Origin of the sequence: Cellulomonas sp. GbtcB1 (genome assembly GCF_019091725.1) — a bacterium.
In the GTDB taxonomy this organism is placed as follows: Bacteria; Actinomycetota; Actinomycetes; order Actinomycetales; family Cellulomonadaceae; genus Cellulomonas.
Genome location: NZ_JAGXJG010000030.1, coordinates 19,947 through 40,993 on the forward strand (window position 1 = coordinate 19,947; position 21,047 = coordinate 40,993).

Annotated in this window: 14 protein-coding genes, 1 pseudogene and 1 riboswitch; of the genes and pseudogenes, 5 read left to right on the forward strand and 10 right to left on the reverse strand. The window is 75.0% G+C overall.

Features of this window, described 5'->3' with window-relative positions; all coding sequences use genetic code 11:
• Positions 1–7 precede the first annotated feature (7 nt).
• Positions 8–1,120, reverse strand: coding sequence for a thiamine ABC transporter substrate binding subunit (locus KVT14_RS12030; protein ID WP_217615884.1), 1,113 nt, complete (start codon positions 1,118–1,120; stop codon positions 8–10).
• Positions 1,121–1,193: 73 nt separating this feature from the next.
• A riboswitch (TPP riboswitch) is annotated at positions 1,194–1,327 on the reverse strand.
• 113 nt (positions 1,328–1,440) lie between these two features.
• Here KVT14_RS12030 and KVT14_RS12035 point away from each other — a divergent pair.
• The gene (locus tag KVT14_RS12035) at positions 1,441–1,725 is read left to right on the forward strand and encodes a DUF4235 domain-containing protein (protein WP_154728452.1); all 285 of its coding nucleotides are present in this window, start codon (positions 1,441–1,443) and stop codon (positions 1,723–1,725) included.
• 94 nt (positions 1,726–1,819) lie between these two features.
• Positions 1,820–2,614 carry a class I SAM-dependent methyltransferase gene (locus tag KVT14_RS12040; protein WP_308161049.1) on the forward strand — a complete coding sequence of 265 codons (795 nt, stop codon included), beginning with the start codon at positions 1,820–1,822 and terminating at the stop codon, positions 2,612–2,614.
• Between the two features lie 10 nt (positions 2,615–2,624).
• Here the strand turns inward: KVT14_RS12040 and mnhG are convergent, their stop codons facing one another.
• The 6 genes from mnhG to KVT14_RS12070 are packed head-to-tail and all read right to left on the reverse strand — an operon-like array spanning position 2,625 to position 9,423.
• A complete protein-coding gene (mnhG, locus tag KVT14_RS12045; RefSeq protein WP_217615885.1) occupies positions 2,625–3,029 on the reverse strand; it encodes a monovalent cation/H(+) antiporter subunit G in 405 nt (134 codons plus the stop codon).
• Positions 3,026–3,661, reverse strand: coding sequence for a monovalent cation/H+ antiporter complex subunit F (locus tag KVT14_RS22435; RefSeq protein ID WP_308161050.1), 636 nt, complete (start codon positions 3,659–3,661; stop codon positions 3,026–3,028). Before KVT14_RS22435 ends, mnhG begins: the two co-directional genes overlap by 4 nt.
• Positions 3,658–4,239 (reverse strand): Na+/H+ antiporter subunit E, encoded by a 582-nt coding sequence (locus KVT14_RS12055; protein WP_217615886.1) that lies wholly within the window; start codon positions 4,237–4,239, stop codon positions 3,658–3,660. The genes KVT14_RS22435 and KVT14_RS12055 overlap by 4 nt, the downstream gene beginning before the upstream one ends.
• The gene (locus KVT14_RS12060) at positions 4,236–5,786 is read right to left on the reverse strand and encodes a Na+/H+ antiporter subunit D (RefSeq protein ID WP_147795228.1); all 1,551 of its coding nucleotides are present in this window, start codon (positions 5,784–5,786) and stop codon (positions 4,236–4,238) included. Before KVT14_RS12060 ends, KVT14_RS12055 begins: the two co-directional genes overlap by 4 nt.
• On the reverse strand, positions 5,783–6,325 hold the full coding sequence (locus tag KVT14_RS12065; protein ID WP_217615887.1) for a Na(+)/H(+) antiporter subunit C: 543 nt from the start codon (positions 6,323–6,325) through the stop codon (positions 5,783–5,785). The genes KVT14_RS12060 and KVT14_RS12065 overlap by 4 nt, the downstream gene beginning before the upstream one ends.
• Positions 6,322–9,423, reverse strand: coding sequence for a Na+/H+ antiporter subunit A (locus tag KVT14_RS12070; RefSeq protein WP_217615888.1), 3,102 nt, complete (start codon positions 9,421–9,423; stop codon positions 6,322–6,324). The genes KVT14_RS12065 and KVT14_RS12070 overlap by 4 nt, the downstream gene beginning before the upstream one ends.
• 294 nt (positions 9,424–9,717) lie before the next feature.
• Between KVT14_RS12070 and KVT14_RS12075 the strand changes: the two genes are divergently transcribed.
• Entirely contained in the window at positions 9,718–11,970 is a 2,253-nt protein-coding gene (locus KVT14_RS12075) for a (Fe-S)-binding protein (RefSeq protein ID WP_217615889.1), read from the forward strand.
• Positions 11,971–12,185: 215 nt separating this feature from the next.
• On the opposite strand, the gene KVT14_RS12080 is transcribed toward KVT14_RS12075, so the two are convergent.
• Positions 12,186–13,736 (reverse strand): MFS transporter, encoded by a 1,551-nt coding sequence (locus tag KVT14_RS12080; protein WP_217615890.1) that lies wholly within the window; start codon positions 13,734–13,736, stop codon positions 12,186–12,188.
• 81 nt (positions 13,737–13,817) lie between these two features.
• Here KVT14_RS12080 and KVT14_RS12085 point away from each other — a divergent pair, with 81 nt between their 5' ends.
• Together KVT14_RS12085 and KVT14_RS12090 are read left to right on the forward strand one after the other, a co-directional pair.
• Positions 13,818–14,336 (forward strand): TetR family transcriptional regulator, encoded by a 519-nt coding sequence (locus tag KVT14_RS12085; RefSeq protein WP_217615891.1) that lies wholly within the window; start codon positions 13,818–13,820, stop codon positions 14,334–14,336.
• A gap of 531 nt (positions 14,337–14,867) precedes the next feature.
• Positions 14,868–17,558: pseudogene (locus KVT14_RS12090) on the forward strand (cation-translocating P-type ATPase); the annotation flags it as partial.
• Positions 17,559–18,255: 697 nt separating this feature from the next.
• Here the strand turns inward: KVT14_RS12090 and KVT14_RS12095 are convergent.
• Together KVT14_RS12095 and KVT14_RS12100 are read right to left on the reverse strand one after the other, a co-directional pair.
• Positions 18,256–19,056 (reverse strand): SDR family NAD(P)-dependent oxidoreductase, encoded by an 801-nt coding sequence (locus KVT14_RS12095; protein ID WP_217615893.1) that lies wholly within the window; start codon positions 19,054–19,056, stop codon positions 18,256–18,258.
• Positions 19,057–19,126: 70 nt separating this feature from the next.
• On the reverse strand, positions 19,127–21,037 hold the full coding sequence (locus tag KVT14_RS12100) for a glycoside hydrolase family 15 protein (protein WP_217615894.1): 1,911 nt from the start codon (positions 21,035–21,037) through the stop codon (positions 19,127–19,129).
• Positions 21,038–21,047: the final 10 nt, after the last annotated feature.

A 21,047-nucleotide genomic window follows, 5' to 3' on the forward strand; every position in this document is an offset into this window, starting at 1 on the left:
CCGCGTCTCAACCGACGACCAGGTCGGTCCACTCGCGGACCCAGGTGTCGCGGTTCTCCGCGACGTCGTCGAGCGGCACCTCGTACGGCGCGTCCGACAGCGGCGCCCACTGCGCCCACGCCTCCGGCAGGTCGACGGCCGTGCTCACCGGGTACATGTACATGGACCCGGGGATGTCGGCCTGGACCGCGTCGGACAGCAGCCAGTCGACCAGCTGCTGCGCGCCCTCGGGGTTCTGCGCGCCGGCCAGCACGCCCGCGTACTCGACCTGGCGGAAGCAGGTGTCGAGCAGCGCGCCGGTGGTCGGCTCGCCGCCGCCCTCCGGGATCGTCTCGGGCGGGCTCGACGCGTAGGAGAGCGCGATGGGCCGCGGGCCGCCGCCCCCGCCGCCGGAGAAGTCCGTGTAGTAGGCGTCGGACCAGCCTTCGGCGACCTTCAGCCCGTTGGCCGTCAGGTCCGTCCAGTACTGCTGCCAGCCGTCCTCGCCGAACGCGCCGACGGTCGCCAGCAGGAAGGCCAGGCCCGGGCTGCTGGTCGCCGCGTTGGTGACGACCGTCAGGTCCTTGTACTGCGGGTCCGTGAGGTCCTCCAGCGACGTCGGCTCCGCGATCCCCCGCTCGGTGAACCAGGCGTGGTCGACGTTCAGGCAGACGTCGCCCATGTCGACGGCGGTGAGCGAGTGCGAGGCGTCGGGCGCGTACTGCTCGGCGTCGGCCGCCGCGGGCGCCTGCGACTCGTACGGCTCCAGCACGCCCTCGTCGATCGCCCGCGACGCGAAGGTGTTGTCGATGCCGTAGACCACGTCGCCGAGCGGGGCGTCCTTGGTCAGGATCAGCTGGTTGACCAGCGCCCCGCCGTCGCCGGGCGCGACCTGCTTCACGGTCAGCCCGGTCTCGGCCTCGAACTGCTCCAGCAGGCCGTCGCTCACGTGGAACGAGTCGTGCGTGACCAGCGTGACGGTGCCGCCCGACCCGTCGGTCCCGGAGCCGGACGCCGCCTCGGAGCCCGAGCCCGACCCCGTGACGGAGCAGGCCGTCAGCGCCAGGACGCCGGCGGCGGCGGCCAGGCCGGCCGTGGTGGTCCGCCGGGGTGCCCGGCGGCGTGCGCGCGTGCGCGCCATGGTGGTTCCTCCTCGATGTGCACCGAGGGGGCCGCACCGCGTCGCCGCGCCCCGGGGAGCACGACGGCACGGGGCGACTGAGATCCCGACTCCCTACGCCGGTGCTAACCGGATCAGGTGCGAGGGTCTGCGGATTCCGTCCGCACTCTCAGCGTCGGTCGGGCCGCGGTGTCACGCACGGCCCGGGACGCTCCCCTGTCGTTCGGGGCCGACCCTACACCGGCACGGCGCGCCCCCGGCCCGGCACCTGCTGACCTGCGGCGCGGCACCGGCGGCGCTAGCGTGGGGCGGAGCACAGCCGTCCCGACGCAGGAGGTCCCGTGGCCGACGAAGAGACCCAGTCCACGTTCGCGAAGATCACCGGTCTGGTGGTCGCGGGCGCCGTCGCCTGGATCGCCGGCAAGGCGGTGGACGCGGCGTGGAAGGCGGCGTCCGGGCACAAGCCGCCGAAGCCCGAGGACGACGACGACCCGCGCATCGCCGAGGTCGTCGCGGCCGCCGCCATCACCGCTGCCGCCGTCACGGTGGCGCGGGTGTTCGCGACCCGCGGCACGAAGAAGTTCGTCGAGCGCGTCGACAAGAACCGCCGCCTTCCGAAGGCCTGACCGCCCGCCCGTCGACGGCCGGAGGTCCCGCCCGCGGGGCCCCGGCGCGGCCTAGCCTGAGCACCCCGTCCACCGACGAAGGTGCAGGTCAGCCGTGCCTCAGACTCCCGCGCAGCCCTCCTCCCGGCCCGCCGTCGGCGTCGGCCGCTCCGTGCACACCGTCGACGACGTCCTGGCCCTGATGGACCTGCTGTTCGCCGAGCGCGCCGACCGGTGGACGGACTGGGGCGGCGCCGACTTCTGGGACCGGTTCTACGCCGACCGCGACCGCCCCGTGCCGTTCTTCCGCTGGGCGCCGGACGAGAGCCTCGTCGCCTGGGCCGCCGACGGCCGGCTGCCGCTGGGACCCGGCACGCGCGTGCTCGAGCTCGGCTGCGGCCCCGGCCGGAACGCCGTCTGGCTCGCGCAGCAGGGCTGCGCCGTCGACGCGCTGGACCTGTCGGCGACGGCGGTCGCGTGGGGCCGGGAGCGCGCCGCCGAGGCCGGGGTGGACGTCGGGTTCGAGCGCGCGGACATCTTCGCCTGGCAGCCGCCCGCCGAGCCCTACGACCTCGTCTACGACTCCGGCTGCTTCCACCACCTGCCGCCGCACCGCCGGGTGTCGTACCGCGCGCTGCTGGAGCGCACGGTCCGCCCCGGGGGCCGGTTCGGGATCGCGTGCTTCGCGGCGGGCGACGACGGCCACGACGAGCGCGGCGGCACCGGGGCCGACGACGTCGACCTGTACCGGGAGGGCGGCCTGGGCGGCGGGCTGGCCTACGCCGCCGACGACCTGCGCCGCGCGTTCGGCTGGCTCGACGAGGTCGAGCTGCGCCGGATGCGCCCGGCCGTCGACGCGGGCGACGCGTTCGGCGCGGACTTCCTCTGGGCGGGCCTGTTCCGCCGCTGACGCGCTGCCGTCAGCCCCGGTCGCCCGAGCCCGGCGCGTCCTCGGGCGGCGTGCCGCGCTGCGTGGCCTGGTCCTGCGCCTCGGTGAGCTCGTCGACGACGAGCAGGTCCCGGCGCACCTTGCCGGTGCGGTAGCCCGCGCGGCCGACGAGGTGCGCCGCCACCGGCGCGGTCAGCATCTGGAAGAGGGCCACCAGCACCAGCGCCCACACCGCCCCGCCGGAGCGCAGCCGGAGCGACAGCCCGATCAGCACCAGGATCAGCCCGAGGACCTGCGGCTTCGTCCCCGCGTGCATCCGGGAGAGCAGGTCGGGGAACCGCAGGACGCCCACGCCGGCGGCGAGCGCGAGCAGCGCCCCGCCGATCAGGCAGATCGAGGCCACGACGTCGGCGACCACGTCCCAGTCCCAGCTCATCGGTCGCTCCCCTCGTCGCGCGTGCCGCGGGCGGCGGCGTCCTCGTCCGCGGCGGTGTCCTCCGCCGCCAGGTCGCCGCCGTCGGTCCCGTCGCCGTGCTCGCCCGGCCCGTGCTCGTCCACGTGCGGCTCGTCGCCGTGCTCGCGCCGGTCCTCCTCGGCCACGACCTCGGCGCGGTGGGCCTCGTCGCCGTGCGCGGCGTGCTCGGCGCGGACCTCCTCCGGGTCCGACGCGGGACGCGGCGCGTCGGTCGCGGCCCCCTCGGCCTCCCGGGCCCGGCGCGCGCGGCGGGCCTCCTCGGCCTCCTCCTCGGCGCGGATCCGCTCGGCCTCCTCGGCGGCGATCTCCTCCCGGGTGCGCACCCGGCCCTCGCCCGCGGGCTCGACGGAGGCGAACCGCGCGATGGTGGTCGAGCCGACGAAGCCGACCAGGGACAGCACCACGAGGATCGGCACCACGTCGGTGCGGCGCTCGGCCGCGGCGTAGAGCGCCACGGCCGCGACCACGACGGTCACGATGATGTCGAGCGCCACCGTCCGGTCGAGCATCGACGGGCCGCGCTCGGCGCGGATGAGGGCGAGCACGCCGGCGGCGGTCAGCAGCACGGCGCAGATCAGCAGGACCGCGGTCACGCGCGCACCTCCTGGCGTCGGGACGACCGGCCGCCGGGCGTCAGGCCCGCCTCGCGGAGCTCGTCGTCGGAGGCGAACGCACGCAGCACCCGCTCCTCCTGGTCGAGCACCGTCTGCCGGGCACGCTCGACGCCGCCGGACTGCTCGACGTCGAGGACGTGCAGGTAGAGCATGCCGGTGAGCCGGTGCGCCTCGACGACCAGCGAGCCGGGCACGAGCGAGCACAGCTCGGCGGTCATCGTGAGGTACAGGTCGGAGTGGTTGCGCAGCTGGACGCCGATCACGGCGCCGCGGGGGGTGTGCCGCGGGCGCAGGGCGACCCAGGACACCTCGACCGACGCGTGCAGCAGGTCCCAGGCGAACCGCCCGATCAGCACCAGCAGCGGCCAGGGGCGCACGGTGCCGTGGAAGTCGATCGGCGTCATCCGCAGCAGCCCGGTCACCGCGACGGCGATCACGGCGCCGGCCATGACGTTCCCGACGGACAGGTCGCCCCAGAGCAGGACCCAGACGACGACCAGCCAGACCATCGTCGGCCACTGGGCCGCGAGCTTCTTGCGGCGCGGGTGCAGGCTCACGCGTCGTCACCCCCGTGCGCCACGTCGACGGACTCCCCGGAGCCGCGGCCGCCCTCGGGCAGCACCGACTGGATGTACACGGACCGGTCGGCCAGCGCCCCGGCGGCGCGCTCGGCGTAGCCGTACAGCGGGCCGGCCCCGACGGTCAGCGCGAGGCCGAGCACGACGAGCGCGGCGGCGGAGCCGACCATGCCCTTCGGCAGCGTGGCGTCGGGCAGCGGCTCCGGCGGGGTCTGCCAGAAGGCCTTGTTCCACGCCTTGATCAGGGCGTAGAGCGTGAGCAGCGAGGTGGCGACACCGCCGACCACCAGGGTCAGCGCGAGCCACGAGCCGTCGGCGACGCCGGCCTGCAGCAGCCCGACCTTGCCGAGGAACCCGGACAGCGGCGGGATGCCGCCGAGGTTCATCGCCGGGATGAAGAACAGGATGGCGAGCACCGGGGCGAGCTTGGCCAGGCCGCCGAGCGAGTCGAGCGACGTGGACCCGCCTCGCCGTTCGATCAGCCCCGCGACCAGGAACAGCCCGGTCTGCACGATGATGTGGTGCGCGACGTAGTAGATCGACGCGGACCAGCCGGCCTCCGAGGCGAGCGCGATGCCGAACAGCATGTAGCCGATGTGGCTGACCAGCGTGAACGACAGCAGTCGCTTGAGGTCGTCCTGCGCCACCGCGCCGAGGATGCCGACCACCATGGTCGCGAGCGCCGCCCACATGAGGACGTCGTCCATCCGGCCCTCGGGGAACAGCAGGGTCTGGGTGCGGATGATCGCGTAGACGCCGACCTTGGTGAGCAGGCCGGCGAACACGGCCGTCACCGGCGCGGGCGCCGTCGGGTAGGAGTCGGGCAGCCAGGCCGACAGCGGGAAGATCGCCGCCTTGATGCCGAACGCGAGCAGCAGCAGCACCTGGAGCAGCAGCCGCACCCCGGGGTCGATCTCCGGCAGCCGCTCGGCGAGCTGCGCCAGGTTGACCGTGCCCGCGGCTGCGTAGGTGAGGGCGATCGCGATGAGGAACAGCAGCGACGACAGCAGCGCCACGACCACGTAGATGCTGCCGGCGCGGATGCGCTCGCCGGTGCCGCCGAGGGTCAGGAGCACGTAGGAGGCGGCCAGCAGGATCTCGAAGCCGACGTAGATGTTGAACAGGTCGCCGCTGAGGAACGCGTTGGCGACGCCCGCGGCGAGGATCAGGTACGTCGGGTGGTAGATCGACACGGGCGCGGCCTCGTCGCCGTCGGCCTCGCCCTGGGCCAGCGAGTACAGCTGGACGCAGAGCGTCACCGCCGCGGAGACCGTGAGCATGAGGGCCGACAGCCGGTCCGCGACGAGGTCGATGCCGACCGGGGCGGCCCAGCCGCCGATGTCGACCACCAGCGGGCCGTCGTCGGCGAGGACCAGCAACGTCGCGGCGACGACCAGGACGATGCTCAGCGCGATGACGCTGATGATCCGCTGCAACCGCGGCCGCCGGTACAGGGCGAGCGCGAGGCCGGCGCCGAACAGCGGCACGACGACGGGCAGCGGCACCAGCCAGGTGTACTCGGTCATCGGCTGCCCTCCCCGTGGTCGTCGGTCGGTCGGTCGTGGTCCCCGGCGGCGCCCCCGACGCCGGCCGGCGAGGGACCGCCCTCGTCCGTCTCGTCGCGGGTCTCGGCGGCCTCCTCGTCGAGGGTGGTCGTCGACTCCTCGGTGTCGTCGTCCTCGAAGGCGCGCTGGTCGCGGGCGGCGAGCCGGGCGATGCGGCGGTCCTCGACGTCGTCCTGGACCTCGTCGTGCCGGTGCAGCTGCCAGGACCGGTACGCCATCGCGAGCAGGAACGCCGTCATGCCGAGCGTGATGACGATGGCCGTCAGGACCATCGCCTGGGGCAGCGGGTCGGCCATGTCGCGCTCGAGCTCCAGCCCGACGATCGGCGGCCGGCCGGCGGCGCCGCCCGCGACCAGGAACAGCAGGTTCGCGCCGTTGCCGATCAGGACGACCCCGATCAGCACGCGGGACAGGCTGCGCTCGAGGAGCAGGTACACGCCCGCCGTCACCAGGACGACGATGATGCCGACCAGGACGAGGTTGGGGCTCATGTCGATCATCGCGGGCCCTCCCGGTCGTCGTGGTGCTGCGGGGCGACGCGCCCGGCGGCGACCGCGTCCACGCGGACCTCCTCGGCGGGCTCGGCGTCGCCGCCGACCGCCTCCGGGTCGCCGTCCTGCTCGGCCTGGCGGTCGATCTCGGCGCCGAGGCTGCGCAGAATGTCCAGGACCAGGCCGACGACGACGAGGTAGACGCCGACGTCGAAGAACAGCGACGTCACCAGGTGGATGTCGCCGATCAGCGGCAGCGAGACGTCGATGATCCAGGACTGCAGCACGGTGCCGCCGAAGATCAGCGCGCCCAGGCCGACGCCGGCCGACAGGAACAGGCCGCTGCCCAGCAGCAGACCGGGCTGGACCGGGGCCGCCTCCCCGAGCTCGTACCGGCCGCCCGCGAGGTAGCGCACGATCAGCGCGATGCCCGTGACGAGGCCCGCCGCGAACCCGCCGCCTGGGGCGTTGTGCCCGGAGAACAGCAGGAACAGCGAGTACACGATCATCGTGTGGAACAGCAGCCGGACGACGACCTCGAACACCACGGACCGGCGGCGCGGGGCCAGGGTCCGGCCGGCGCGGAGCCACTCGCGCGGCTGGTAGCCGGCGCGCGCCTCGACGGGCTTGCGGAGCGCGCCCTGCGGGTCGTCCTCGCTGCCCCAGACCGCGCGGTGCTCGGGCGCGTCGCCCGCGCGGAAGATCGCGCCGGACCGCTTGCGGAGGAACACCAGCGAGGCGACGCCGGTGGCCGCGACCAGCAGGACCGAGATCTCGCCCATCGTGTCCCAGGCGCGGATGTCGACCAGGGTCACGTTGACGATGTTCTTGCCGCCGCCGAACGAGTACGCCTCCTCGGCGAAGTCGACCGACACCGGGATGTGGATGCGCGCGCTCGGCACGATCAGCGCGAGGGCGCCGACGGTCAGGCCCACCGACAGCGCCACGACCAGGCGGACCCAGCGGGACGCCACCAGGGGCCGGTCGGAGAAGTACGGGGGGAGCCGGCGCATGACCAGCACGAACACCACGAGCGTGACGGTCTCGACCAGCACCTGGGTCAGCGCGAGGTCCGGGGCGCCCTGGAGCAGGAACAGCGCGGCGACGCCGTAGCCGGAGACGCCGAGCAGGATCACGGCCTTCAGCCGGCGGCGCGCGCGAGCCACCAGCACTGCCGCCACGGCGACGAACGCCCCGATGACGAGCTGCGCCGGGCGGTCCCAGGCGCGGGTCTCGGTCGGCAGCGAGGTGAACCGGATCAGCGGGACGCCCACCGTCACGACGAACACCACGAGGATGCCGCCGAGGTAGAACGGCAGCGAACCGCGCTGGGTGATCGCGGTGACGTCGGCGGCGACGTCGTCCAGGCGGCGCATGAACCGGCGGTACATCCGGTCGGCCTCGGGGACGTGCGGCACCGCGGCCTGCGCGGCCTCGACGGGTCCGCGGAAGAGGAACAGCAGCACGCCGACCGCGAGCACCGCGACCGTGATCGCCAGCGTCGGGGTGAACCCGCCCCAGAGCAGCAGGTGACCGGGCTCGCCCTCGGGGTACAGGTCGGCCTGCGGGGCGAGCAGCTCCTCGCCGAACGACGGCACCAGCGCGACGGCCAGCCCGAGCACCGCGAGCAGCAGGGCGGGCCAGACCAGCAGCAGCGACGGCCGGCCGACCGCGGCGGGCTCCGCGCGGTCGTCCTCCGCGGGGGCGTCGAGCTCGGGGACGCTGCGCTCGTCGCGCGCGCCGGGCTCGTCCTTCGCGGCCTTCGCCTCGCGGGCGATCGTCAGCGCCTTGACCGCGGCGGGCGACAGCACGGGCTTGGTGGCGAACGCGCCCCACCAGAGCCGCAGGCCGTACGCGACCGTCAGGGCGGAGCCCACCGCGACGAGCACGAGCACGACGAGGTCGAGCGGGTGGCCGCCGTGGCCCAGCGCCTCGAGCGCGGCCTCCTTGGCGACGTACCCGGCGAACGGCGGCGCGCCGATCATCGACAGGGTGGCGAGGCCGCCCGCGACCGCGGTGATCGGCAGCGCGCGCCCGACGCCGGACAGCCGGCGCAGGTCGCGGGTGCCGGTCGCGGCGTCGACGACGCCGACCACGAGGAACAGGGCGGCCTTGAACATGGCGTGCGCGCCGACCAGGGCCAGGCCCGCGAGCGCGGTCGCCTTCGTGCCGTAGCCGACCAGCAGGACGATGAGCCCGAGCTGGCTGACGGTGCCGAACGCCAGGATCAGCTTGAGGTCGTGCTGCCGCAGCGCGCGGTAGCCGCCGAGCAGCAGCGTGCCGCCGCCGAGCACCACGATCATCCAGCGCCAGGCCGACAGCTCGGAGTACGCCGGGGCGAACCGCGCGACCAGGTACACGCCGGCCTTCACCATCGCGGCGGCGTGCAGGTACGCGGACACCGGCGTCGGCGCGGCCATGGCGGCCGGCAGCCAGAAGTGCGTCGGGACGAGCGCGGCCTTGCTGATCGCGCCGACCAGCAGGCAGACGACCGCGGCGGTCACCATCGCACCGTGCGGCGGGTTCGCGAGCGTCTCGGAGATCCGGTACGTGCCCGCGGCCTCGCCCAGCAGGATCACGCCGACGAGCATCGTCAGGCCGCCCGCGGTGGTCACGACGATGGCCTGCATCGCCGCCCGGCGGCTGGCCTTGCGCTCGTGGTAGTGCCCGATGAGCAGGTAGGAGAAGACCGTCGTCAGCTCCCAGAACACGAACAGCAGCAGCGTGTCGTCGGCGGTGACGAGGCCGAGCATCGCGCCGGCGAATGCGACCAGCACCCCGCTGAACCGCCCGAGCCCGCTCGCGCCCGCCTTGAAGTAGGCGGAGCAGTAGACCAGGACGATCGCGCCGACCCCGCCGACCAGCAGCGTCATCAGCCAGGACAGCGTGTCCAGCCGGAACGAGAGCTCCATGCCGAGGCCGGGGATCCACTGCACGACCTGCGTGGGCCCGTCGCCGTCGAGCACGCGGCCGGTGAGGGAGAGCGCCCACACCGCCACCGCGGCGGGGGCGAGCGCGAGCACCCAGAACGCCTTGCGGCCGATCCACGCGACGAGCGCGGGCGCGACCAGGGCAGCGACGAGGTGCACCGCGAGGAGCTGCAGCACGTCCGCTCCGTCCTGTCGTGGGCGGGTGGTCGGTCGGTCGGTAGCGCCGACCCGGGGCCCACGGTGGCCCTGAGGCTCGCCCGCGGCGGTTCGACGACTGTGGTGTTGTCAGCGGGCAGGTACAGGGACGCACGGCGACACGGCGCACGCAAGCGTGCGGAGGCCGACCGTGGTCGAGGGATTACCTGGACTCTATCAAGTGATGGCCCAGCACGACGGGGCGCACAGCGGCTGGGACCTCACCCGGGACCTCCGGTCGCGGGCCCCGGCGGCCGGGACGATTAGCGTGATCGCGTGGACCTGCTGCGGATGACCTGCCTCGTCGTGGTGCTCGTCGCCACCGTCGTCGGGGTCGCGACGTTCGCTCTCGGCGCACGGCGGCTCACCCGCACGATCCGGGTCGGGCGCCCGGCGACGGGTCGGCTGCGCCCGGTCGGCCGGCGGGCGTGGCTCGTCGTGCGGGAGATGGTCGGGCACGGCCGGTTCCAGCACACGCCGGTGGTCCGGGCGGCGCACTGGGTCGTCATGGTGTCGTTCCCCGTCCTGTTCTTCACGCTGGTCGCCGGGTACGCGCAGGTGGTCGACCCGCGGTGGGCGCTGCCCCTGCTCGGGCACCTGGCGCCGTGGGAGTGGCTCACCGAGGGGATCGCCTGGCTGTCGCTCGCCGGGATCCTCGCGCTGATCGCGGTGCGGGTGCGCCGGACCCCGCGCGGGCTGCCGGCGACGCCGGCGCGGGCCGTGGCCGCCGTGGGAGCGGGGACCGGCGACGGGTCCGGGCCGGTCGCCGAGCCGGGCTCGCTCCCGCAGCGGCGGTCCCGGTTCTTCGGGTCGAGCACGGCGCAGGCCGTCGTCGTCGAGGCGACCGTGCTGCTCGTCGTGCTCGCGGTGCTGCTGCTGCGCGGCCTGGAGCACGAGCTGGCGGCGCGCGACGGCTCGGCCCTCGCGACCGCCTGGCACTTCCCCACCACCGCCTGGATCGGCGGGCTGTGGTCGGGGGCGTCGGCCGGCGCGGTCGAGGCGGCCGTGGTGGTGTGCGCGACCGTGAAGATCCTGGTGTCGATGGCCTGGTTCGTCGTCGTCGGCCTGCAGCCCACGATGGGCGTCGCCTGGCACCGGTTCCTCGCCGTGCTCAACGTGTACGCGCGCCGGTCGGTGACGGGCGCGCCCGCGCTGGGACCGCTGGAGCCGGTGCGGGTCGGCGACGTCGCGCTGGACGTGGCGGCGCTGGAGGACCTGCCGGACGACGCCCGCCTCGGCGCCCGCGCGGTGGAGGACCTGACCTGGAAGCAACTGCTCGACGTCTCGACCTGCACCGAGTGCGGGCGGTGCCAGGACCAGTGCCCGGCGTGGGCCACGGGCAAGCCGCTGTCCCCCAAGCTGCTGACGCTGGCGCTGCGGGACCACGCGGCCGCGACCGCGCCGTACCTGCGGGCCGCGCGCGCCGGGGCCGAGGTCGAGCCGGGGCACGTCGACGTCGACCTGGTCGCCTCGGGCGTGATCGACGCGGACGCGCTCTGGGCGTGCACCACCTGCGGCGCCTGCGTGCAGCAGTGCCCCGTCGACATCGAGCACGTCGACACGATCGTCGACATCCGGCGGTACCAGACCCTCATGGAGTCGGCGTTCCCCGCGGAGCTCGGCGGGACGTTCACCAAGCTCGAGCGGCGCGGCAACCCGTGGGGCCTGCCCGCGCGGCAGCGGCTGGACTGGGCCAAGGGGCTGCCGTTCGACGTGCCGGTGGTCGGGGCGGACGTCGCCACGGCCGCGGAGGTCGACTACCTGTTCTGGGTCGGCTGCGCCGGGGCGTACGAGGAGAAGGCGAAGCGCACGACGCGGGCCGTGGCCGAGCTGCTGCACACCGCGGGCGTGACGTTCGCGGTGCTCGGCGACGGCGAGGGCTGCACCGGCGACCCGGCCCGGCGCGCGGGCAACGAGGTGCTGTACCAGATGCTCGCCTCCGCGAACGTGGAGACGCTGGCAGCCGCGGAGGCGCGCGCCGTCGTCGTCACCTGCGCGCACTGCTTCAACACGCTGTCCCGGGAGTACCCGCAGCTCGGCGGGCGGTACGACGTGGTGCACCACACCGAGCTGCTGGACCGGCTGGTCGGCGAGGGCCGGCTGACGCCGGTGGCGGCGCCGGACGCGGAGCAGCAGCGCGTGACCTACCACGACCCCTGCTACCTCGGCCGGCACAACGAGGTCTACGAGCCGCCGCGCGAGCTGCTCGGCGCCCTGCCCGGGGTCGAGGCCGTCGAGATGCCGCGCACGTGGGAGCGGTCGTTCTGCTGCGGCGCCGGCGGGGCGCGGATGTGGCTGGAGGAGTCGATCGGCACCCGGATCGGGACCGCCCGGGCGGAGGAGGCGATCGCGACCGGCGCCGACGTCGTGGCGACCGCGTGCCCCTACTGCACGGTGATGCTGACGGACGGGGTGGCGGCGGCCGGCGCGGGCGGCGCGCCGCTCGACGTCGACCGCGCGGCGGTCGGTGTCCCGGAGGTCACCGACATCGCGCTGCTCCTCCTGGACCGCGTCCGCGCCGCCCGCTGACCCCCCCCCCGCACCCGCCCGACCCACCCGCGCGACCCCGCCGAGATGGCAACTCTCGGCTGCGTCGAGCCCCTTGCGCGCAGCCGAGAGTTGCCATCTCGGCGAGTCTCCGGAGCGTGTCTGTCCGCGAGAGCGGCGGCAGAGGCCTAGTTCGGAGACTCGGCGAAGGTGCGCGGGTGCGGGCGCCGCGGCGCGCAGCGGCGCGCAGCGGCGCGTCAGAGGGCCGTCGCGCGGCGGAGGGTGACGAACGACACGACCGCCGCGCCCACCGCCACGACCGCGCCGACCGCCGCGGCGTGCTGCGTGCCCGCGTCGAACGCCAGGCGCGCCGACTCCAGCAGCGCCTCGCCGGTGCCGCCGCCGACCTCGCCGGCCACCCGGGACGCGCCGCCCAGGGTCTCCCCCGCGGCGTGCGCCTGGTCGGCGGTGAGCGTCCCGGGCAGCGCGACCCGCGCGCGGTACGTCGCGTTGAGCACCGAGCCGAGGATCGCGACGCCGAGCGTGGTGCCGAGCTCGTACGCCGTCTCGGAGATCGCCGACGCGGCGCCCGCCTTCTCCGGCGGGACGGCCGTGGTGATCTGGTCGTTGGTCAGCGTCTCCGCCAGCCCGACACCGAGGCCCATCACGACGAAGGTCACCGCGACCGTCACCGGGGTCGGGACGTCGCCGACCAGCGTCAGCACGCCGTATCCGACGGCCGCGAGCAGGAAGCTCGACCCGATGAGCACGCCGGGGCGGACGTACCGCACCAGCCGCACGGCGAGCAGGCCGGCCACCACGGACGCGGCGGTCCCCGGCAGCAGCACCAGGCCCGCGTCCATCGGGCTGAGGCCGGCCGCGAGCTGCAGGAACTGCGACACGATGACCAGCAGGCCGGAGAACCCGAGCACCGACAGCAGGTTGGCCGACACCGCCCCGGAGAACACCGGGTTGGTGAACAGCCGGACGTCGAGCATCGGCGACGGCAGCCGGCGCTGGCGGCGGACGAACGCCCACCCGGCCACGAGGCCGACGAGCACCGCGCCCGTCGTCGTCGGCGTCAGGCCGTGCTCGCCGGACGCGATGATCGCGTAGACCAGCGGCAGCATCGTGGCGAGCGCGAGCACGCTGCTCCACGGGTCGAGCGGCCCCGGCGCGGGGTCCTTCGACTCGGGCACGAGCGCCGCGGCGAGCGGCAGCAGCACGAGCAGCACCGGCACGTTCAGCAGGAACACCGAGCCCCACCAGAAGTGGGTGAGCAGCGCGCCGCCGACGATCGGGCCGAGCGCGGCGCCGCCGGCGAACCCGGACGCCCAGATGGCGATGGCGAGCCGGCGCTGCGCGCGGTCCAGGAACACGTTCCGGATGAGCGACAGCGTCGACGGCATGAGCGTCGCGCCGAACAGGCCGAGGGCCGCGCGCGCCGCGATCAGCATCGCCGGGCTCGTCGACCACGCCGCCAGCAGCGACACGACCGCGAACCCGGTGGCGCCGATCATCAGCAACCGCTTGCGCCCGACGCGGTCCCCGAGGCTGCCCATCGGGACCAGCAGGCCCGCGAGCACGAGCGGGTACGCGTCGACGATCCACAGCAGCTCCGACCCCGAGGCGCCGAGCGCGGCCGTGATCGAGGGCAGCGCGAAGCTCAGCACCGTGTTGTCCACGGAGATGAGCAGCACGGGGAGCATGAGCACGACCAGCACGGCCCAAGGGCGGACCGGGCGACCGCGGTGCAGGAGCGCCAGCGGGACGGCGGCGGTGGGACCGGTGGTGACCGGGGCGGACATGACGCGACCTCGTTCGTTCGGGAATCGGCGGCTACTGTACCGTCTGGACGGTAAAGCGTCACGGCCGGTACGGTCATTCCCATGTCCGCGACCCGCGACCGCCTCCTCGACGCGTTCGAGGGCCTGCTGATCGCGCACGGGCCCCGCGCCGCGACCCTCGACGCCGTCGCCGCCGCGGCCGAGGTGTCCAAGGGCGGGCTGCTCTACCACTTCCCCAGCAAGGCCGCGCTGGTCCAGGGCCAGCGCGAGCGGCTGGCGGAGCTCGGGCAGGCGGACGTCGCCGCGATGCGCGCCGCACCGGAGGGCGCGGCGGAGTACTACCTGCGCGAGTCGCAGCAGTCCGGCGGTCCGCTGGACCGCGCGCTGATCGCGTTCGCGCGGCTCGCCGAGGAGGCGGGCGACGACGCCACCGCGGTGCTCGACGACCTGCGGCGGCACTGGTTCGAGGCGCTGGCGGACGAGCTCGGCGACCCGGCGATCGCGCACGTCGTCCAGCTGGTCGGCGACGGCATGTACTACAACGCGGTCACCGGCGTGCGGGACGACACCGCGCTCGCCGACGCCCGGGCCGTGCTCGGCCGGCTGCGCGCCGGCGCCTGACCCGTCCGGCGCCCCGGCTCAGGCCCCGAGCACGACGACGGCCCCGCGGCAGGAGCCGCGGGGCCGTCGGAAGCGGTGTGCCGCCCCGTGCGGAGGACACGGGGCGGGACGGGTCCGGCGCGTCAGATCCGCACGCGCCGGGGGTTGCTCACGCTCGTCCAGCGCACGTCGTCGAACTCGGTCTCGGACGCCTGCTGGTCGTTCGTCGTCATCTCCATGACTACCCCCCTCGATCCGTTCCGGAGTGCCATCCTGCGGTCTCGGGCCGCACGGCGCACCCCCGCCGGGTGAACTCCGCGTAAAACCTCGCGCGGTCGCCTCACCCCCCGGCCCGTAGGACCGACGTCCCGCCGGGACCTTCTGGTTCTCATGGCATCACGCGCGTGATCAGCGCCGCCCCGCACCGAGATGCCCCGTCTCCGCTCGATCGGCGGCGACCACGCGTGCCACCATGTCTCGGACGCCGAACGGTCAGGTGGTGACATGACGACCTCAGCCCTCACGACGCCCTCGCCCGCGGACCCCGCGGACGTGAGCCCTCCCCCGGGTCCCCGGCCCTACGCCGAGCCCGCGGAGTCCGTGCTCGCCGAGCTGCGCAGCACGCCCGCGGGTCTGCGCGCGACGGAGGCCACGCGCCGCCTCGGGGAGCACGGGCCGAACCGGCTCCCGGACCCGCAGGGCAGGAGCTGGCTGCGCCGGCTGCTCGGGCACTTCGACGACGTGCTCATCTACATCCTGCTGGCCTCGGCGGTGCTCAAGGCGCTCCTGGGCGACTGGATCGACTTCGCGGTGATCCTCGCCGTCGCGGTGATCAGCGCGGCGCTGGGCTTCCTGCAGGAGGGCCAGGCCGAGCGGGCGCTCAAGGGCATCCGGACCATGCTCTCGCTCGACGCCCAGGTCCGCCGGGACGGCGAGTGGCAGGTCGTCGACGCCGACTCCCTCGTCCCGGGCGACGTCGTGCGCGTGCGGTCCGGCGACCGGGTGCCCGCCGACGTGCGGCTGCTCGAGTCGACCAACCTCCAGGTCGAGGAGGCCGCCCTCACCGGCGAGTCCGTCCCCGCGAGCAAGCACGTCGACCCGGTGGGCGCCGACGCCGGCCTGGGCGACCGGGCCTCGATGCTGTACTCCAGCACGATCGTCACGGTCGGCACCGGCACCGGTGTCGTCACCGCGACCGGTGCCGGCACCGAGATCGGCCGGATCCAGTCGCTCATCGCCGACGCCTCCGACGACCTCGACACCCCGCTGTCGCGCAAGCTCGCCCAGTTCGGCAAGACGCTCTCCCTGGGCATCCTCGGCATGGCCGCGTTCATGCTGGTCGTCGGGCGCGTCATCCACGACTGGGACGTGCCGGAGCTCATCTCGGCGGCCATCGGCTTCGCGGTCGCGGCCGTCCCGGAGGGCCTGCCCGCGCTGGTCACCGTGACCCTGGCGCTCGGCGTCCAGCAGATGGCCCGGCGCAACGCCATCACCCGCAAGCTCACCGCCGTCGAGGCGCTGGGCTCGGTGACCACGATCTGCTCGGACAAGACCGGCACCCTGACCAAGAACGAGATGACGACGCGCACCGTCGTCACCGGGTCCGGGACGTACCAGGTCGAGGGCCTCGGCTACGCGCCCGAGGGCAGGATCACCCGGGACGGCGCGCACGCCACGCTCGGGGCGCACCCGGACCTCGCCGCCCTGGTCGCCGCCGCGGCGTCCGCCAACGACGCGCGGATCGTCCAGGACGGCGGCCTGTGGAAGGTCGTCGGCCAGCCCACGGAGGGCGCCGTCGCGACCCTCGCGCTCAAGGCCGGCGTGGATCTCGCGGGCGTCGAGCGGGTCGCCGTGCTGCCCTTCGAGTCGGCGACGAAGTACATGGCCACGCTCGACCGCGTCCCCGGCGCCGGCACCCGGATCCGCGTCGTCGGCGCCCCGGACCGCCTGCTCGACCGGTGCAGCCACCAGCGCGCCGCCGACGGCGGCACCGAGCCGCTCGACCGCGCCCGCTGGGAGGCCGTCATCGACGAGCTCGCGTCCCAGGGGCTGCGCACCCTCTCGGCCGCCGAGCGGGCCGTCGCGGACGGGACGACCACGCTCGGCCCGGACGACGTCGAGGACGGCCTGGTGTTCCTCGGCCTGTTCGGCATCGTCGACCCGCCCCGGCCCGAGGCGGTCCAGGCGATCGCCGACTGCCACCGCGCGGGCATCCGGGTCAAGATGATCACCGGCGACCACGTCGGCACCGCCACGGCCATCGCCCGCGAGCTCGGCATCGTCGCGGCCGACGGCGACGTGCACGCCCTCACCGGCGCCGAGCTCGAGGCGATGACCCAGGAGCAGCTGCGGCAGCGCGTCCGGGACGTCGACGTCTACGCGCGCACCAGCCCCGAGCACAAGATCCGGATCGTGCGGGCCCTGCAGTCGCACGACGAGGTCGTCGCGATGACCGGGGACGGCGTGAACGACGCGCCCGCCCTCACCCGGGCGGACATCGGCATCGCCATGGGCATCAAGGGCACCGAGGCCACGAAGGAGGCCGCGGACATCGTCCTCGCCGACGACAACTTCGCGACCATCGAGCGGGCGGTCGAGGAGGGGCGGCGGATCTACGACAACATCGCGAAGTCCGTCGTCTTCCTGCTGCCCACGAACGGCGCGCAGTCGCTGGTCATCCTCGTCGCCGTGCTGTTCGGCCTCACCCTCCCGCTGTCCCCGGTGCAGATCCTGTGGGTCAACCTCGTCACGGCCGTGACGCTCTCGCTCGCGCTGGCCTACGAGCCGGCCGAGCCCGGCGTGATGTCCCGGCCGCCCCGGGCACCCGGGGGGTCGGTGATCTCGGGCCGCTCGCTGCGGCACGTGGTCGTCGTGTCGCTGCTCATCGGCGGCGCCACCCTGGCGGTGTTCTTCATCGAGGACGCCCGGGGCACGGACTACGCGGTCGCCCAGACGACCGCGGTGACGATGCTCGCCCTCGGGCAGCTGGCGTACCTGTTCAACTGCCGGTTCCTCGGCGAGTCCAGCCTCACCCTGCGGGTGCTGCGCGGGAACCGCGTGGTGTGGATCGCGACCGGCGCGCTGGTCGCGCTGCAGGTGTTCTTCACGTACGTGCCGTTCATGAACTCCTGGTTCGACTCGGCGCCCATCGGCCTGCGGGAGTGGGCGCTGACCCTGGGCTTCGCGATCCTGGTGTTCCTGCTCGCCGAGGCGATGAAGGCCGTGACGCGGGCGATCGACGCCCGGGCCGACGCGCGGACCGACGCCCGGCCCGCCGAGGCGACGGAGGCCGCCGCCCTGCCGGGGGCACCCGTCCCCGCCGGGTCGGTCACGCTCGCCGACGCCGCGTCCCGGCTCCCCGCCCTGGTGCACGCCGTCGAGCACGGCGACGAGGTCACGCTCACCCGCGACGGTCGCCCGGTCGCACGCATCGTCGCGGTGACCGGCGCCGCGCGGCGCACCAGCGGCCGCGGGGCCGCCGCCGGGGAGACGGTCGCCGCGAACGTGAGCACGACCGCGATCCAGCTGACGCCACCCGACGGGGCGCAGCTCGGCGCCTCGGAGGCGGCGGACCCGGCCGCGCCGCCGGCGGAGGCGCTCGCGGCGTCCGCGGTCGGCTCCTCCGCCGCGCCCGCCGCGCCGGAGGAGACGGCGCCCACCCGGGTCAGCACGCGCCCGGCCGCCGAGGTCGGTGCCGACGGGACAGCACCGGATCCGGGGACCGCGGACGCGACGATCGTCCTCGACCCGGTCCCCGCCGCCGGCGACGACGCCCCCGAGCCCCCCGCGCCGCCGCGTCGCCGGTCCCGTCGGGACGCCGCCGCCCCGACCGAGCCGCTGGGCACGGTGGCACCGGAGGCCGACCGGGACTGACCGCCTCCGGTCGTGCCCGGGGGTGCCGTCACCGCAGGGTGACGGCACCCCGGGCACGACCGCGACGTCAGATCGTCGCGACCGACCCCGAGTCGACCCGGTAGTTCGCGCCGGTGACGAAGCTGGCGCGCTCGGACACCAGGAACGCGATCACGGCGGCGACCTCGCCGGCCTCGCCGCGCCGCTTCAGGACCATGCCCGGGCGCTCCTCGTCGAGGAACGACGCGATCGCCTCGTCCCGGTCCGTGCCGCGCTCCTCGGCCCGCTTCGCCATCATCGCGTCGGTCATCGGCGTGGCGATGAACGCCGGGGACACCGCGTTGACCAGCACGCCCTCGGCGCCGTACGCCTTCGACAGCCCCTTCGCCAGCGACAGCACGCCGGCCTTCGACGCGCAGTACGGCAGCTCGTCGACGTAGGGCTGCACGCCGTCCTCCGAGGCGAGCAGCACGATCCGGCCGCGCCCCGCCTCCCGCATCGGGCCGAGCACCGCGCGCACGACCCGGACCGCCGCGAGCAGGTCGACCTCGATCGTGCGGGCCCAGCCCTCGTCGTCGATCTCGTGGAACAGCCCCTGCGCGCCCGTCACGCCCGCGGCGTGCACCAGGATCTCCGGGGCGCCGAACGCGCCGTGCGCCCGCGCGACCAGCGCCTCGACCTCGGCCGGGACGGTGAGGTCGGCCAGCACCGGCACCAGCCGGTCGGGCCCGGCGCCGAGGTCGGCGACCGCCCGCTCGAGCGCGGGCGCGTCCTGGTCGGTGAGCACGACGCGGGCGCCCTCGGCGAGCAGCAGGCGGGCGGTGGCGAGGCCGATGCCGGAGTCGCCGCCGGTGACGAGCGCGACGCGGTCGGTGATGCCCAGGTCCATGGGGTCCTCCTCGGGTGCGGGTGGTGCCGGCCGGTCGGCGGGCGCCGGTGGTGCGGGGCGGCGGAGCGGGTCAGCCCGCCGCGTCGCGGTCGTCGCGCGGCGGGTCGTCGCGGGGCGGGTCGTCGCGCAGCGCGGGCGCCAGGGTGAGCGCGGCCTGCACCAGCGCGAGGTGGCTCAGCGCCTGCGGCAGGTTGCCGAGGAAGTCGCCGGTCGCCGGGTCGATCATCTCCGGCCACACGCCGACGTCGTTCGCGAGGTCGAGCAGCTCGCCCATCCACTGCGCCGCCTCGTCGGTCCGCCCGACGAGCGCCAGCGCGGCCACGCCCCAGAACGCGCAGGCGACGAACGCGCCCTCCTCCTCGGGCATGCCGGTGTACCGGTGCAGCAGCGGCCCGGAGCCGAGCTCGGCGCGCAGGGCGTCGACGGTGCGGCTCATGCGCTCGCCGGTGTCGAACCCGCTGCGCGCGTGCAGCAGCACGGACGCGTCGAGGGCATCCGACCCGGGGTGCATCACGTAGGCGCCGCGCTCCTCGGACCAGCAGTGCTCGCCGACCCAGCGGGCGATCCGGTCCGCCTCGGCGCGCCAGCGATCGGGCTCGCCGGGGATCTGCCCGAGCTCGGCCAGGTGCACCGCGCACCGCAGCGCCTGCCAGCAGCCGAGCTTGGACGACGTGTAGTGCCGCTCCTCGGTCAGCTCCCACATGCCGGCGTCGGGGCGGTGCCAGGCGTCGGCGGCCTCGTCGGCGACCGCGGCGAGCAGCCGGCCGGTCTCGGCGTCGAGCAGGTTCCCCGCATCGACGTACCCGCGGACCACCGCGAGGACGTCGCCGTAGACGCCGAGCTGCAGCTGCCCGTCCGCGCGGTTCCCGGTGACGACGGGGCCGATCCCCCGCCAGCCCGGCACGTCGTGGCGCTCCGGCTCGGGCGGCAGCGCGCCGTCGAGCCCGAAGAAGATCCGGACCCCGTGCTCGCGGAGGGTGCGCAGCGTCCACGAGATCGCGGCGTGCACCTCCTCGCGCAGGCCGAAGCCGATCCACGCGTCCAGCGTGTACGCGGCGTCCCGGACCCACGCGTACCGGTAGTCCCAGTTCTTGCCGCCCGCCAGGCTCTCGGGGAGCGAGGTCGTGCCCGCCGCGGCGATGGCGCCGGTCGGCTCGTGCAGCAGCAGCTTGAGCGCGAGCGCGCTGCGCTGCACCGCCTTGCCCCACGGCCCGTCGTAGTGGAACTCGCGGGTCCAGGCGCGCCAGTTGTCGACCGTCCGGTCGATGCCGCGGTCGACGTCCTCGGGGTCGGGCAGCATCACCGGCTCGCGCTCGGTGCCGGCGACCGCGACGAGGTGCCGCGACCCGGCGGTCGCCTCGAACGCACCCGCGCAGGCCTGGTCGTCGACGACCGTCGTCATCTCGCCGAGCGTGCGCACGGTGAGGGTCACGCCGTCGACCCGCAGCACCGGGCCCTGCACCGTCCGCTGCACCCACGGCGACGCCGTGCCGAGCACGGTGCCCGGCGCGACGCGCCAGGCCATCGGCACGGAGCCGGACAGGCCCTCCACCCGCGCGGCGAGCTCGCTCCACGGCAGCCGCCCGGCCACGCCGGTGTTCATCGCCTGCGTGACCCGCGCCCGGCCGCCGTCGGTGTCGTACGTGGTGACCAGCACGTTCGTGCCGACGACGTACTGCCGGCGCAGCCGGAAGGGCACCGTCGGCGCGAGCTCGACGTAGCCGCCGGCGTCCGCGTCCAGCAGCGCGGCGAACGCCGGCGGCGTGTCCAGGTCGGGGACCGGGAACCAGTCCACCCGGCCGTCGTCCGCGACCAGCGCGACGGTCCGCCCGTCCCCCAGCACCGCGTACGAGCGCAGGTCGGCGTAGCCCGCGGTGCGGGGGGTCGGGTCGCGCGGCTCGTCCGCCGCCGCGTGCCCCGACCCCTCCGTGCGCGTGCCGGCGTCGCCGTCCAGGTTCTCGAGGCCCGGCTGCTCCGTCATCCGCGGGTCG

What these genes read in the sequence shown, in the direction of transcription:
- mnhG (WP_217615885.1), bottom strand. Translation starts at nt 3,029, where the DNA reads ATGAGCTGGGACTGGGACGTGGTCGCCGACGTCGTGGCCTCGATCTGC.
- KVT14_RS12095 (WP_217615893.1), bottom strand. Translation starts at nt 19,056, where the DNA reads ATGGACCTGGGCATCACCGACCGCGTCGCGCTCGTCACCGGCGGCGAC.
- KVT14_RS12080 (WP_217615890.1), bottom strand. Translation starts at nt 13,736, where the DNA reads ATGTCCGCCCCGGTCACCACCGGTCCCACCGCCGCCGTCCCGCTGGCG.
- KVT14_RS12085 (WP_217615891.1), top strand. Translation starts at nt 13,818, where the DNA reads ATGTCCGCGACCCGCGACCGCCTCCTCGACGCGTTCGAGGGCCTGCTG.
- KVT14_RS12060 (WP_147795228.1), bottom strand. Translation starts at nt 5,786, where the DNA reads ATGACCGAGTACACCTGGCTGGTGCCGCTGCCCGTCGTCGTGCCGCTG.
- KVT14_RS12030 (WP_217615884.1), bottom strand. Translation starts at nt 1,120, where the DNA reads ATGGCGCGCACGCGCGCACGCCGCCGGGCACCCCGGCGGACCACCACG.
- KVT14_RS12065 (WP_217615887.1), bottom strand. Translation starts at nt 6,325, where the DNA reads ATGATCGACATGAGCCCCAACCTCGTCCTGGTCGGCATCATCGTCGTC.
- KVT14_RS12100 (WP_217615894.1), bottom strand. Translation starts at nt 21,037, where the DNA reads ATGACGGAGCAGCCGGGCCTCGAGAACCTGGACGGCGACGCCGGCACG.